The sequence below is a fragment of the Mesorhizobium sp. M0601 genome (genome assembly GCF_040320845.1).
Taxonomy (GTDB): Bacteria; Pseudomonadota; Alphaproteobacteria; order Rhizobiales; family Rhizobiaceae; genus Mesorhizobium.
The window spans coordinates 124893-138004 of sequence record NZ_JAMYQK010000010.1 but is presented as its reverse complement, the minus strand read 5'-3'; the positions used below and the strand labels follow the sequence as shown (position 1 = coordinate 138004).

Here is a 13112-nt window from a genome sequence, read left to right as displayed (position 1 = left end):
GACGTGCAAACTTCGCTGTCATGCCGGCTTGTGCTGCCGCACGACCTTCCATTCATGCCAGATCAGCACCATGACGACAGCATCGAAGACGGTCAGGACAAGCAGGCCGAACGAATGGGTGTAGGAGTAGCGGTAGACTTGGTAGATCATAAATGCGCCCAGCGCCGCAAGCGATGCCGGATACGACCACAGCTTGCCTCTCAAAAGCCCGACAACGAGCAGCAGTTTTATCAGGCCGTGGCTAAGTAGGTAGAAGGCATAAAACTCCTTGCTGGCGACGGAAAAGTGGCTTGCCATCTGCGACAGATAGCCAGCTATGAAATCGTTCGGATCTTCGATCAATTCCTCTTGGGTGAATGTATTGACCCAGGAGGCAATGGCGTCGGTGGTGACGACATAAAGCAGGATCCCGCCCACGCATTCGATCAGGGCATGCGCCCCTTTAAGCCAGATGCTGAGCTCGAAAATCTGATGGATGCGGCGTTCGTCTACTGCTTTCACAAAATTCACCTTGCGATCGACAACAGCGGAAACGAGAAACGATGGATGCAGCTCTAACCCACTGGATCAACGCGGCAGCCGGGATCAGCCCTTTTCTTGATAAGGCAATGATCGCCGTCTCACAAATCGGCGTTCCGCTGATGGTGCTGGCTGTTGCCCTGCAATGGTGGGCAAAGGCCGACCGCTACCATGTGCGCCATGCTGCCTTGTCCGCCGGCTTGGCGTTCCTGCTCGGTCTGGCGATCAATCAGTTCATTTTGCTATTCGTCCACCGGCTGCGGCCCTACGATGCCGGCGTGACGCATCTGCTGATTGCGCCCAGCGCCGACTGGTCGTTTCCCTCCGACCACGCGACAGCCAGCTTTGCGGTTGTTGCTGCTCTTGCAATGCAAGGTCTGCCGCGCCGGACGCTGGCCCTCTCCATCATGGCATTGCTGATCTGTTGGTCGAGAATTTATATCGGCACCCACTATCTCACCGACGTGATAGGCGGTGCCACCACTGGCGTCTTAGGTGCCGTTGTGGTCCGATTTGCCTATCGCGAGAACTCCCGACTGGACAGTCTGGTCACAAGAATTCTCTAGCTCCTTATGTGCCAACGATGAGACGAGCAGCTATCATAGCGGTCCTGTCGCTTGCCTGCGTCTCTGTCGTGCTCGCCGCCGCCCATTCGGGTCGTGATGCGGTCATCCAGGCTCGCCAGGCCTCGATGAAGGAAATGGCCGCGGCGGCAAAGGTGATCGCCGGGATGTTCGACGGCAAGCAGGCGTACGACGCCGCGGCCTTCAAGGCGGCGGCCGAGACCATCCGCGCCCGCACCGGCCCTGCCCTGATTGCCGAATTCCCCAGCGCGACATTGGGCGCGCCTTCAGGCGCCAGGCCGGATATCGACCCCGCCCGCGCGGAGTTCGAAGAGCTGGCTCGCCACATCGGGACGCTGGCCAGCGCCTTGGCCTCCGACGCCGAGCGGGCGCCGCCGCGCATCACCGACGACATGAGAATGGGTTCCGGCCTGGCGATGGGCGGTGGCAGCCTGCTTGGCAAGCGACCATCACTCGCGGAAGCCGATCCCACTAAATTGCCGGCGGAGCACCTCCTGCATCTCATCTTGCAGGATTGCTCGAGCTGCCATTCGAAGTTTAGGCAAAAGGTCGAGTGATAGCGTCAGCTTCGCTGCAGCTGACCCGCCATGAAATTGCGCCAGCCGCCGAAATGCGAAATCTCCTTTGCATCGGTGAGACCGGCACTTTCGACGAGGAAGCCTTTCGGCGAAGTTCCGTCATCAAGCAGAAGCGTGCCGATGCCTAGCGGCGGCGGGATCGCGGCAACAAAACGGCCGAAGGCTTGCGGCGAGAGCCGCCAGACTTCGACCTCGATCGCTGTCCCCTTGCCGTTGCAGATGCGTTCGAGCCCCGGTCGCGGCACCGACTGGCCGGCGAGCGCGTAAAGCCGGTAGAGCGGCGCCGTTCTTGCAGCCCGGGCGAACATTGCGCCGAGCTGCTGCAGCTGGCCGTTCAGCGCCATCCCCGACAGATGCGCGCCGACCACGGCCAGCTCGATCGTGCCTTCATCCACGCCCGCCAGAACATCGCCGCGCTGCGGCTGCGGCCAGCCGATAGCACCAAGCGCAAGGCCGCTTGCCGCATGGACATCGCGCGCAAGCGACGCAGTCAGGTGGTCCTTGCCCGCCGCGGCAAGCAAGGTGACGCTCATCGGCAGACCGTCGCTGCGGGTTCCGCTCGGCACGGCAATGCCGCACATGTCGAGCAGATTGACGAAGTTGGTGTAGGTGCCGAGCCGGCTGTTGGTGACGATCGGATCGGCCAGCACCGCTTCGACTGTGTAGTGCGTCGGCGCGGTCGGCACGCAGAAAACGTCGACCGAGGCGATGACCGGCGCAAGCCTGGCCTTATAGCCTTGCAGGGCATAGAGCCCCTTGAAAGCGTCCGCAGCGGAAAGTTTTCGCGCACCGCCGATGATCTGCCGCGTCACCGGATGCATGGCGGCCCCGTTGGCATCCATGAAGTCCCTGATCGCGGCGTAACGCTCGGCCACCCAGGCGCCTTCGTAGAGCAGAGTGGCGGTGGCGTAGAAATCACCGAACGGGATTTCGACCAGCCGGCAGCCCAGCGTCTCCAGCGAGGCAAGAGCGGCCTCGAAACCCGCCTGCATCGCCTCGTCGCCGAAGAAGGTCCAGTCCGCCCTGGCCGGCACGCCGACAGTCAGCACCGGCGGGCGCGCGGCAAGAGCCTGAATGCAGAGGTCACGCGAATAGGGATCGGCGTCGTCCTTTGCCGCCGCCGCCTCGAACACGTGATAGGCGTCATCGACGGTGAGCGCGAAGACCGAGACGCAGTCGAGCGTCCGGCAGGCCGGCACGACGCCGGCGGCTGATAGCGCGCCGACGCTCGGCTTCAGCCCGACGATGTTGTTGAGGCCGGCGGGTATGCGCCCCGAACCGGCAGTGTCGGTGCCGAGCGCGAAGGAGACGATGCCGCGCGCCGTCGCCACGGCCGAGCCGCACGAGGAACCGCCCGGCACCAGTTTCGGGTCGATCGCATTCCTCGGGATTGGATAGGGCGTGCGAACGCCGACCAGGCCGGTGGCGAACTGGTCGAGATTGGTCTTGCCGACAACCAGCGCGCCGGCGGCCTTGAGCCGCGCGACGACGGTGGCGTCTTTCGCCGGCAAGTAGGCATATTCCGCACAACCCGCCGTGGTCGGCATGCCGGCAGCATCGATGTTGTCCTTGACCGCGAACGGCACGCCCCACAGCGGCTTTGCCGCCGGATCGAACGGGCCGAGCTTTTCTGCCTCGGCAAGCAACTCCGCCCTGCTCGCCAGATGGATGAAGATGCCGGGATCATCGGCCGCCGCGAGCCGCGCATGGACCATATCGATCACCTCGCCAATACTGAGGCCGGCTTGATAGGCAGCGTGCAGGCTCGCTATGTCGAAGCGGATGTCGCTCATTTGGCCTCGCCCAGAATGACTACCGGCAGGTTCCACTGGATGAGCACGACGCAGCCATCCTTCGTCCACACCGAATGCTCGGTTCCGACCGCGTTCAGGATCACGCTGCCCGCGGCATGATCGCCGTTCTCGTCGCTCTGCGTGCCTTCCAGCACGATGATCGTCTCCAGCCCGGCATGGCGATGACGCGGCGCGCTGGCGCCAGCCCGGTAGTTCAGGATGGCGACCGACGGTTCCATCGGCCCACCCTTGAGCAGCCAATGCACTGTGATGCCTTCGCGAAAATGCTCGAATGGCAGATCACGCCAGCCCCCTTGGATGAGAGCCGCGTATGCGACGTTAGGCATTGGAAAGTCCCTCGAGCACCTGGTCCGTCGTTGCCGTCCAGCCGACGATGGCGTCCTGCGCCCTGATCATGGCAAGGGCTGCCGCCTTGAACTCCGGAAAATAGCTCTCAGTGGCATCCTCCGCCAGAAGGCATTCATAGCCGCGGTCGTTGGCCTCGCGCATCGTCGTCTGCACGCAGACCTCCGTCGTCACCCCGGCAAAGACTAGCTGCTGTGCGCCGAGCCGCTTGAGGTCGTCGCCGAAGCTGGTGGCATAGAACGCGCCCTTGCCGGGTTTTTCGATGACGATCTCGCCAGGCAGTGGGGCAAGTTCATCGAGGATCGCCGTTCCCGGCTCGCCGATGATCAGCACACGACCCATTGGCCCGACATCGCCGATCCTGATCGACGGATTGCCGCGATTGCGCTTGGCCGGCGGCAGATCCGAAAGGTCTGCCTTGTGGCACTCCATCGTGTGGATCACCGGCAGGCCAGCGGCGCGAAACCCCGCGATCAGCCTCTTCACCGTCGGCACGATCGCCGTGACCCGGCTGACGTCATTGCCGAGGCTGGCGCCGAAGCCGCCGGGTTCGGCAAAGTCGCGCTGCATGTCGATGACGACCAGCGCCATCGCCTCAGGCTTGAACACAAACGGAAACGGCAGCGCCTCGATCTCCGCCATCAGTGATGTCCCGCCATGTGCTCGCCGATCGTCTGCACGCTCGCCTGCGCGATCGGCGTTTCATAGACCAGCGCGCCATCCGACATGACGAAGATGCGGTCCGAGAGCTCGAGCAGCTCATCAAGGTCCTCCGACATAAGGAGCACGGCGGCACCGGCGTTGCGCGCCTTCATGATGCGGGCGCGGATTTCGGCGACGGCAGAGAAGTCGAGGCCGAAGCAGGGGTTGGACACGATGAGCAAATCGACCTCGCCGGTCAGCTCGCGCGCCAGCACGGCGCGCTGCACATTGCCGCCCGAGAGCGACGAAATCGGCGAAGCGAGCGATGCCGTCTTGACCTTGAACTGTTCGACCAGGCGGGCCGCGTAGTCCCTGATCGCACTCATCCTGATCCAGTTGACCGGCTTGCCCGCCTCGTTGAGGTCGAAGGTCCGGAAGGCCATGTTTTCCGCCACCGTCATCTTCGGTGCGCAGGCATTGCGCAACGGCTCCTCCGGAATGAAGCGGACATTGAGCGTACGCGCCTCGCTGCGGCTGGCGCCATAGGGCGAGCCTTTCACCAGAACGTCGCCGCCATTGCGCGCCCGCTGTCCGGCAAGGACTTCGAGAAACTCCTTCTGGCCGTTGCCGGAGATGCCGGCAATGCCGACGATCTCACCCGACTTCACATCGAGTTCGCCGATGTCGATGGTTTTCAAACCGGTGCGGTCGGGCGCCTTCAGCGACTTTACCGTCAGCACCTGTCTGGCGCCGGCCGGCACCGGGGCGCGGCTGTCGAGTGCGGCGATCGGTTGGTCGCCAATCATCATCGCCGCCATCTGCTTGTGGGAAAGTTCGGAGACCTTTCCGGTTCCGGTCAGCCTGCCCTTGCGCAGCACGGTGATATCGTCGGCAAAGGCCGTCACCTCGTGGAATTTATGCGAGATCATCAGCACGGTGAGGTCGCCGGTCCTGGTCATGTCGCGCACCAGGCCAAGCACTTCCTGTGCCTCGCCGGGAGTGAGCACAGAGGTCGGCTCATCGAGCACCAGGAAACTGCGGCCGAGATAGAGCTGCTTGATGATTTCGAGCTTCTGCTTCTCGCCGGCCGCAAGTTCCGCCACCTTGACGTCGAGCGGCAGCTTGAACGGCATACGCTGCATGAATTGCGCAAGTGCGGCGCGCTCCTTGCGCCAGTCGATGACGACGGGCACCTTTTCGCGCGAAATGACCAGGTTTTCCGCACCGGTCAGCGACGGGACCAGGGTAAAGTGCTGGTAGACCATGCCGAGCCCCAATGCCGAGGCATCCTTCGGACTGGCGATCGCGACCTCGCGGCCATCGACCAGCATGTCGCCGGCGGTCGGATGGTAAAAACCCATCATGCATTTGACCAGCGTCGACTTGCCGGCGCCGTTTTCGCCGAGCAGCGCGTGGAACGATCCCGCCGGCACCTTGATCGAGACATCGTCCAGCGCGGTGAAAGCGCCGAAGCGCATGGTCATGCCGATGGTCTCGACGCCGACGGCCTTCTTGCCGATGCTCCCGCTCAAGATCGCCTCCTCACGGCAGTTGCGCGATGAAGGATGCCGAATTCGACACCGCGCCGAACACCCCGCCCTGCATCTTGATCATCTTGATCGCGGCGAGATGATTGCCGTAGTCGGTTGCCCCGCAGCAATCCTCCAGCATCACGCATTCGAAGCCGCGATCGTTTGCCTCGCGCATCGTCGTGTGGACGCAGACATCGGTGGTGATGCCGGTCAGCACGATGTTGTCGATGCTGCGCTGGCGCAGGATCAGCTCCAGGTCGGTGGCGCAGAACGAGCCCTTGCCCGGCTTGTCGATGATCGGTTCGCCCGCCGCCGGATAGAGGTCGGGGATGATGTCCCAGCCGGGTTCGCCGCGCACCAGGATGCGCCCGCAAGGCCCGGGGTCGCCGATGCCGGCATTGATGCGGCGCGAGCGCCAGCGCTTGTTGGCCGGCAGGTCGGCAAGATCGGGCCGATGGCCCTCGCGCGTGTGGATGATGGTGTAACCCTTGGCCCGCATGGCTGAGAGCACCGACTTGATCGGCTCGATCGGCGCCCGCACCAGCGAAAGATCGTAGCCCATATGATCGACATAGCCGCCCGGCCCGCAGAAATCGGTCTGCATGTCGATGATGATCAGTGCCGTATTGTCCGGCCGCAGCTCGCCATTATAAGGCCATGGATAAGGGTCGGCATCGATATAGCGCTGGGTGATCTCGGCTCTGGCGTTCATCGGAAAAAACTCCAGTCATTTGGTGATCGACAATTCGCCCGGCGCGCCGGCAAGCGAGCGGCTCGGCGACGAGGTGGCGATCATGATGATGAGCGTGAGGATGTAAGGCGCGGCGTAGAAGAGGTAGTAGCCCTGCGTGACCCCGACCGATTGCAACGCCGGGCCTAGCGCGCCCGCACCGCCGAACAATAGTGCCGCGGCAAAGCAGCCGAGCGGATTCCAGCGCGCGAAGATGACCAGCGCCACCGCCATCAGGCCCTGCCCCGACGAGATGCGTTCGGTCCAGCTGCCGGGATAATAGAGCGACAGATAGGCGCCGCCGATGCCGGCGAGCGCACCGCCGACACCTGTCGCAAGCAGGCGCACGGTGTTGGGATTGAGGCCCATGGCGCGCGCCGCATCGGAGCTGTCGCCGACGACGCGCACGATCAGGCCGGCGCGCGTATTGCGGAACGCCCACCATAGGAACACGGCAAGTGCGGCACCAATCAAGAACAGGATGTTGACGTTGAGCGCCGCCTGCACCTGCGGGATATCCGACCAGCCACCGAAGGCGATGGCCGGCAGGTCTGGTGCCGAGGGCTGGATGAACGGCTTGCCGAAGAAGAAGGCGAGACCGGAGCCGAACAGCATCAGCGCGATGCCGATGGCGATGTCGTTCACCCCGCGGAATTTGCAGATCCAGCCGTGGAACAGGCCGAAGCAAAGTCCGGCACCGGCGGCAGCCAGCACGCCGAGCCATGGCGAGCCGGTCATCACCGCGACGGCGTAGGCAGTCATCGCACCGAAGACCAGCGTGCCTTCGAGGCCAAGATTGATGCGGCCGGAGCGCTCGGTGATGGCTTCGCCGAGCGAGACGAAGATGAACGGCGTCGAAACGCGGATGGCGCCGCCGAGAATGGCGAGCGGCACGCCCCACAGGCCGATCTCGGTCGCGTCCATCAGGAGCCTCTCTTCCACAGATCGGGATTGAAGACCTTGAAGCGGCCGTAAAAGGTTTCGCTGAACAGGATGACGACGAAGAGCATGCCTTGCAGCACCAGCACGGTGGCGTCGGGCAGGCCCATGCGGCGCTGGATCAGCCCGCCGGAAGCGCCGATACCGCCGAGCAGGAAAGCGACCGGGATGATGGCGAGCGGATTGTGGCGAGCGAGGAAGGCGACGAGGATGCCGGTATAGCCATAGCCGGCGGCGAGCGAGGCGTTGGCGCTGCCTTGCACGGCACCGACCTCCAGCATGCCGGCCAGCCCGGCGAAGCCACCGGCCAGCCCGGTGAAGCCGACGATCAGCGGCCCGACGGCAAGCCCTTGCACCTGAGCTGCCCTGACATTGCCGCCGGCAATGCGGGCGGCAAACCCCCAGCGCGTCTTTTCGATCAGCAGCCAGGACAGGGCGCAGGCGAGAATGCCGACGACCAGGCCCCAGTGCACGTCCATGCCTGGAATGTTGCCGATGCGGTAGGCATCCGCCAGCGGCTCGGTCGAGGGTTTGTTGAGCGAAGCCGGATCGCGCAGCGGCCCTTCGACCAGATGGTTCATCAGCGCGATGGCGATATAGGCCATCAGCAGACTGGAGATGGTTTCGTTGACGGCGCGGTAGTGGCGCAGTGCGCCGACGGCACCTATCCAGATGCCGCCGGCGACCGCGCCCGCCACGCCCATCAGCAGGATGACCACAAAAGCCGGCGCGCCATTCGCCGCGACGCCGATGGCGGCGGCGGCAACGCCGCCCAGCACGATCGCGCCTTCGCCGCCGATGACGACGAGGCCGAGCCGGGCCGGCAGCGCCACGCAGAGCGCTGCCAGCAAAAGCGGTGCTGCCCGTGACAGCGAGTTCTGGATCGAGAACCACGAGCCGAAGCCGCCGCGCCACATCGTCTCGTAGAGTTGCACCGGCGATTTGCCGACCAGCGCGATGAACACGCTGAACAGCGCCATGCCGACGATCAGTGCCGCGAGCGGTATGACGAAGGCTTCCGCCCGCCGCGCCGCCCATTCGAGCGCCGCCGGATAATTCCTGGCGCCAAACAGCGCCGGTGCGCCCGCAGTGCTGACCGTGTCTGCCATGGCCCCGTCTCCGATCCGGTTCAGGCGGTCGAACCGACGACGCCCTCGACCAAGTAGTCCATGCTTTCGAGTTCGAGCGCGGTCTCGGCGAAGGCCTGGCCTTCGGTCGCGACGACGACGCCCTTGTTGCTCTTCAGCGGACCCTTGATAACGGAAAAGCCGCCTTTCATCATTTCGGCCAGCGTGCCGTCGAACTGCTTGCGGGCGGCCTCGCCGACAGCGGGGCCGAGCGGGCTCATCTTGACGAAGCCGTCGGCCAAGCCGCCGCGCGTGAAATTGGGCAGCGGCGTGCCGGCCACCAGATCGTCGACGAACATCTTGTAGACCTTGGCCCAGTTCCATTCCGCGCCGGTCAGGTATTTTTCCGGCGCCAGCGGGCTCTGGTTGGCATGATAGCCGCAGACGAAGGCGCCACGCCCGGCCGCCGTCTCGACCACCACCTTGGGGCTATCGACATGGCAGGTGATGACGTCGGCACCCTGGTCGACCAGCGCATTGGTGGCCTCGGCCTCCTTGACCGCTAGCGACCACTCGCCGGTGAAGATCACCTGGCAGGTGATGGTCGGGTCGACCGAGCGCGCGCCGAGCAGGAAGGAATTGATGTTGAGCAACACCTGCGGGATCGGCTTTGCCGCGACGAAGCCGAGCTTCTTGGTTTTGCTGGTGTGACCGGCGACGACGCCGTTCAGATACTGGCCCATGCCGATATAGCCGAAATAGGAACCGGCATTCATCGGATGCTTGTCCTTGTTCCACATGCCACCGCAATGGCGGAACTGCACGTCGGGGAATTTCGCGCACATGGCGAGCATGTGCGGATCGAAATAGCCGAACGAGGTCGGGAAGATCAGCGACGCACCATCGAGATTGATCATCGATTCCATCGTCTTCTGCACGTCGACCGTCTCCGGCACGTTCTCCTCCTCGACGACGGAAATTCCTTCGATCCCCTTCAGCGTGGCGGCGCCTTCGGCATGCGCCTGGTTGTAGCCGTAATCGTCCTTTGGCCCGACATAGATGAAGCCGACGGTGGCCGTCGCGGCGAAGGCCCTGCTGATCGGAAACGATGCGGACGCAAGGCCGAGCGCCGCTCCGGCGGCGGAGGTCTTGAGCAGGTCGCGGCGGCTAAGCATGAATCTCTCGGACATTGAATGCTCCCTCTGTGGGGCCTTTGGGGCCGGTTAACACCTCAATGAAAAAAGTGTATGCAATCAGCATGCCAGTTTCAGAAATGAGATTTATTCTGCAATATCAATGAGTGTGCCGATGTGGGCTGCACAAAGCCGGAGCAATTGCATACACTTTTTGCCTCCAAAATCGCCAATTTGACATGAAGGCTAAAACATAGGCATACAGAGATGCAGAGGAATCGAAGCCGGTGAGTGGCTTACGGCTCTAGCGAAAAGACTGGACGGAGGAGACGTGTCGGGAAAGCGCAATTTGATCAGGTCGGGCACGACCGTCGATCAGATGGTGAGGGCGATCAGCGACCGGATCGTCACCGGTTTCCTGCGCCCGGGCGAAAAGCTCGACGAGGCCTCGCTAGCCGCCCGCTTCGACGTCTCACGCACGCCGATCAGGGAAGCGCTCAGCCGGCTCAGCGCCATGGGGCTGGTCGAAAGGCGGCCGAACCGCGGCGCCACCGTCGCCGTGGTGACGCAGGAGCACCTCGCCTCGATGTTCGAAAGCATGGCCGAGCTTGAAGCGATCTGCGCGCGGTTCTCGGCCGAGCGCATGACCGCTGGCGAGCGCCGCACGCTGGAGGCCGAGCACCAGGCGTCGGCGCGCTTCGTGCAGCTCGGTGCCGAAGAAGAGTATGAGCTCTTCAACACCGAATTCCACACCCGGCTCTATCGCGGCGCCCACAGCAAGCACATTTATGAACTGACCGTCATGACCCGTGGCCGGCTGGCGCCGTTCCGGCGCGCGCAATTCATGCTGCCCGGCCGGCTGGCCCAGTCATGGCAGGAGCATGACGCCATCGTGACAGCAATCATGCGCGGCGACAGTGCGGCGGCCGGAACAGCCGCCAAGGATCATGTCTCGATCGTCAGCGAGGCGAGCGCCGTCTTTGCCATCGGCGATCGCCCCAAAGGCAGGACCGAGCCGTTCCCGACATCGGCTTCCTAACCGTCAATCGACCAGCACGGCGACCACGGCAGCGCAGTCGCCGGCCTTGACCAGCCCCGGAAAATGCCGCGCCGCCAACAGACCGGACATTTTGGCCCGGATCTCCTGCGGAGCGCCGCCGGTGCGGCCTATGGAATGGATACGTGCCAGCACCTGGTTCTCTGCCACCGCCTCGCCGAGATCGATCATGGTTTCGATCATCCCGTCGTCCTCGGCGAACGAGAAGCAATCGCCCGATGGCATATCGAGCCAGCGGGTTGGCTGCATCTCGACCGCGCCGGCGACGATGCCGGCATGGCGCAGCACATTGAGCACGCCGCGACGTGCGATCCGCACCGTTTCCGCGCGCGAAGTCCCGCCGCCGCCGAGCTCTGTGGTGATGAACAGCTTGCCCATCTCTTCGGCGGCAGTGTCGAACATGCCGACCGCGTCGATCTCCAGCATTTTCATCGACCATGGTGCGGAGAAGGCTTCAACCGCAGCGAAACCCTTTGCTTCCAGCACCTTGTCGGGCCGGATGTGGGCGGCGCAGAACGGCACGAAGTCGAGCGTCTTGCCGCCGGAGTGGAAGTCGAGCGCGATGTCTGTACGGGGCAGAAGCTCGCGCTGGAAATAATCGGCGATCTTCTCGGTCACCGTGCCGTCGGGCCGGCCGGGAAAGCTGCGGTTGAGATTGCCCTTGTCGATCGGCGAGGTGCGTGTGCCGGCGCGGAACGCCGGATAGTTCATCGCCGGCACGATGATGATCGTGCCGCTGACGTCTTTCGGGTCGAGCGTACGGGCGAGGTCATAGAGCGCCAGCGGCCCCTCGTACTCGTCGCCATGATTGCCGCCGGTGAGCAATGCGCTCGGCCCCTTGCCGTTGCGGATGACGCAGATCGGGATCATCACCGATCCCCAGGCGGAATCGTCGCGGCTGTAAGGCAGGCGCAGGAAACCGTGCTGCACGCCGTCGCGCTCGAAATCGACGGTCGGCGTGATCGGTGACGGGCGAAGGCTGGACATCGGGCTCAATTCTTCACCACCAGTTTGCGCGGCACATTCGCCAGGCACTCGACGCCCGTCTCGGTGATCAGGATGGATTCGGTGATTTCCAGCCCCATCGTCTCAAGCCACAAGCCGGTCATGAAATGGAAGGTCATACCGGGCTTCAACTCGGTGCGGTCGCCTGGACGCAGGCTCATCGTGCGCTCGCCCCAGTCAGGCGGATAGGAAAGCCCGATCGGGTACCCGGTGCGGTTGTCCTTGACGATGCCGTACCGCTTCAGCACCGCGAAGAAGGCGTTGGCGATGTCCTCGCATGTGTTGCCGGGCTTGGCGGCGGCAAGTCCCGCCTCCATGCCTTCCAGCGTCGCCTTTTCGGCATCGAGGAATTCCTGAGTCGGTTTACCAAGGAACACGGTCCGCGACAGCGGGCAGTGATAGCGGTTGTAGCAGCCTGCGATCTCGAAGAAGGTGCCCTCGCCCGATTTCATCGGCCGGTCGTCCCAGGTCAGATGCGGCGCCGATGCGTCGGCGCCCGACGGCAGCAGCGGCACGATCGCCGGATAGTCGCCGCCGATGCCGTCGACGCCGCGCGTGCCGGCATCGTAGATCTCGGCGACCAGGTCGCATTTGCGCATACCGACCTCGATCTTGTCGACGATGCGCTGGTGCATCGCTTCCACGATGCGGGCGGCCTTACGCATGTAGTCGATTTCGGTCGGGCTCTTCACCGCGCGCTGCCAGTTGACGAGTGCCGTGGCGTCGACGAAGCGGGCATTGGGTAAGTGCTTCTGCAGCGCTGCGAAGGCAGCGGCCGAGAACCAGTAATTGTCCATCTCGACGCCGATGCTGAGCTTGCCCCAGCCGCGATCGGAGAGCACGCTGGACAGAAAATCCATCGGATGGCGCTCGGTCGACTGCACATAGTGGTCGGCATAGCCGACGATGTTGTCGTGCGCGAGATAGGCGGTGCGCTTGGCGCCGTTGGCGTCCTGGCCGCGCCCGTACCACACCGGCTCGCCCGACGGCGGCACGATGACAGCCTGATGCACATAGAACGACCAGCCGTCATAGCCGGTCAGCCAAGCCATGTTGGACGGATCGCTGACGACGAGCAGATCGACGCCCTTGGCCTCCATGACCTTCCGCGTCTTGGCGAGGCGCTCCGCATATTCGCCGCGCGAGAATTTCAAATTGGGCTGCATT

14 protein-coding genes are annotated in these 13112 nt (G+C 63.8%); 3 read left to right on the top strand and 11 right to left on the bottom strand.

Annotated features, from left to right (window positions below):
* Positions 1 to 18 precede the first annotated feature (18 nt).
* Positions 19 to 510 (bottom strand): DUF2127 domain-containing protein, encoded by a 492-nt coding sequence (locus NKI41_RS12580; protein ID WP_352683241.1) that lies wholly within the window; start codon positions 508 to 510, stop codon positions 19 to 21.
* Between the two features lie 32 nt (positions 511 to 542).
* Between NKI41_RS12580 and NKI41_RS12575 the strand changes: the two genes are divergently transcribed.
* Positions 543 to 1085: a phosphatase PAP2 family protein gene (locus NKI41_RS12575; RefSeq protein WP_352501323.1), complete on the top strand. Its 543-nt coding sequence runs from the start codon at positions 543 to 545 to the stop codon at positions 1083 to 1085.
* Between the two features lie 17 nt (positions 1086 to 1102).
* Positions 1103 to 1660: a cytochrome c gene (locus NKI41_RS12570; RefSeq protein WP_352501324.1), complete on the top strand. Its 558-nt coding sequence runs from the start codon at positions 1103 to 1105 to the stop codon at positions 1658 to 1660.
* Positions 1661 to 1665: 5 nt separating this feature from the next.
* Here the strand turns inward: NKI41_RS12570 and atzF are convergent, their stop codons facing one another.
* Genes atzF through NKI41_RS12530 form a run of 8 tightly spaced genes read right to left on the bottom strand, consistent with a single transcriptional unit; the run spans position 1666 to position 9940 of the window.
* Positions 1666 to 3474: an allophanate hydrolase gene (atzF, locus tag NKI41_RS12565; protein ID WP_352683239.1), complete on the bottom strand. Its 1809-nt coding sequence runs from the start codon at positions 3472 to 3474 to the stop codon at positions 1666 to 1668.
* Positions 3471 to 3821, bottom strand: coding sequence for a cupin domain-containing protein (locus tag NKI41_RS12560; protein WP_352683237.1), 351 nt, complete (start codon positions 3819 to 3821; stop codon positions 3471 to 3473). Before NKI41_RS12560 ends, atzF begins: the two co-directional genes overlap by 4 nt.
* Complete coding sequence (locus NKI41_RS12555) at positions 3814 to 4482, bottom strand: cysteine hydrolase family protein (RefSeq protein ID WP_352683235.1); 669 nt, start codon at positions 4480 to 4482, stop codon at positions 3814 to 3816. Before NKI41_RS12555 ends, NKI41_RS12560 begins: the two co-directional genes overlap by 8 nt.
* A complete protein-coding gene (locus NKI41_RS12550) occupies positions 4482 to 6014 on the bottom strand; it encodes an ABC transporter ATP-binding protein (RefSeq protein WP_352683233.1) in 1533 nt (510 codons plus the stop codon). Before NKI41_RS12550 ends, NKI41_RS12555 begins: the two co-directional genes overlap by 1 nt.
* A 10-nt stretch (positions 6015 to 6024) precedes the next feature.
* The gene (biuH, locus tag NKI41_RS12545) at positions 6025 to 6726 is read right to left on the bottom strand and encodes a biuret amidohydrolase (RefSeq protein ID WP_352683231.1); all 702 of its coding nucleotides are present in this window, start codon (positions 6724 to 6726) and stop codon (positions 6025 to 6027) included.
* A 15-nt stretch (positions 6727 to 6741) separates the two neighbouring features.
* Entirely contained in the window at positions 6742 to 7668 is a 927-nt protein-coding gene (locus tag NKI41_RS12540) for an ABC transporter permease (RefSeq protein ID WP_352501329.1), read from the bottom strand.
* Positions 7668 to 8792 (bottom strand): ABC transporter permease, encoded by a 1125-nt coding sequence (locus NKI41_RS12535; protein ID WP_352473235.1) that lies wholly within the window; start codon positions 8790 to 8792, stop codon positions 7668 to 7670. Before NKI41_RS12535 ends, NKI41_RS12540 begins: the two co-directional genes overlap by 1 nt.
* A gap of 20 nt (positions 8793 to 8812) precedes the next feature.
* Positions 8813 to 9940, bottom strand: a complete 1128-nt coding sequence (locus tag NKI41_RS12530; RefSeq protein WP_352473233.1) for a BMP family ABC transporter substrate-binding protein — start codon at positions 9938 to 9940, stop codon at positions 8813 to 8815.
* A gap of 322 nt (positions 9941 to 10262) precedes the next feature.
* Between NKI41_RS12530 and NKI41_RS12525 the strand changes: the two genes are divergently transcribed.
* Positions 10263 to 10922, top strand: coding sequence for a GntR family transcriptional regulator (locus NKI41_RS12525; RefSeq protein ID WP_023677208.1), 660 nt, complete (start codon positions 10263 to 10265; stop codon positions 10920 to 10922).
* A gap of 3 nt (positions 10923 to 10925) precedes the next feature.
* Here NKI41_RS12525 and doeB read toward each other — a convergent pair whose 3' ends face one another.
* Both doeB and doeA read right to left on the bottom strand, forming a co-directional pair.
* Entirely contained in the window at positions 10926 to 11927 is a 1002-nt protein-coding gene (gene doeB, locus NKI41_RS12520) for a N(2)-acetyl-L-2,4-diaminobutanoate deacetylase DoeB (protein ID WP_352473232.1), read from the bottom strand.
* Positions 11928 to 11932: 5 nt separating this feature from the next.
* A complete protein-coding gene (gene doeA / locus NKI41_RS12515; protein ID WP_352473231.1) occupies positions 11933 to 13111 on the bottom strand; it encodes an ectoine hydrolase DoeA in 1179 nt (392 codons plus the stop codon).
* Position 13112: the final 1 nt, after the last annotated feature.

What these genes read in the sequence shown, in the direction of transcription:
- NKI41_RS12535 (WP_352473235.1), bottom strand. Translation starts at nt 8,792, where the DNA reads ATGGCAGACACGGTCAGCACTGCGGGCGCACCGGCGCTGTTTGGCGCC.
- NKI41_RS12555 (WP_352683235.1), bottom strand. Translation starts at nt 4,482, where the DNA reads ATGGCGGAGATCGAGGCGCTGCCGTTTCCGTTTGTGTTCAAGCCTGAG.
- NKI41_RS12560 (WP_352683237.1), bottom strand. Translation starts at nt 3,821, where the DNA reads ATGCCTAACGTCGCATACGCGGCTCTCATCCAAGGGGGCTGGCGTGAT.
- NKI41_RS12575 (WP_352501323.1), top strand. Translation starts at nt 543, where the DNA reads ATGGATGCAGCTCTAACCCACTGGATCAACGCGGCAGCCGGGATCAGC.
- doeB (WP_352473232.1), bottom strand. Translation starts at nt 11,927, where the DNA reads ATGTCCAGCCTTCGCCCGTCACCGATCACGCCGACCGTCGATTTCGAG.
- NKI41_RS12530 (WP_352473233.1), bottom strand. Translation starts at nt 9,940, where the DNA reads ATGTCCGAGAGATTCATGCTTAGCCGCCGCGACCTGCTCAAGACCTCC.
- NKI41_RS12570 (WP_352501324.1), top strand. Translation starts at nt 1,103, where the DNA reads ATGAGACGAGCAGCTATCATAGCGGTCCTGTCGCTTGCCTGCGTCTCT.
- biuH (WP_352683231.1), bottom strand. Translation starts at nt 6,726, where the DNA reads ATGAACGCCAGAGCCGAGATCACCCAGCGCTATATCGATGCCGACCCT.
- NKI41_RS12525 (WP_023677208.1), top strand. Translation starts at nt 10,263, where the DNA reads ATGGTGAGGGCGATCAGCGACCGGATCGTCACCGGTTTCCTGCGCCCG.
- doeA (WP_352473231.1), bottom strand. Translation starts at nt 13,111, where the DNA reads ATGCAGCCCAATTTGAAATTCTCGCGCGGCGAATATGCGGAGCGCCTC.
- NKI41_RS12540 (WP_352501329.1), bottom strand. Translation starts at nt 7,668, where the DNA reads ATGGACGCGACCGAGATCGGCCTGTGGGGCGTGCCGCTCGCCATTCTC.
- atzF (WP_352683239.1), bottom strand. Translation starts at nt 3,474, where the DNA reads ATGAGCGACATCCGCTTCGACATAGCGAGCCTGCACGCTGCCTATCAA.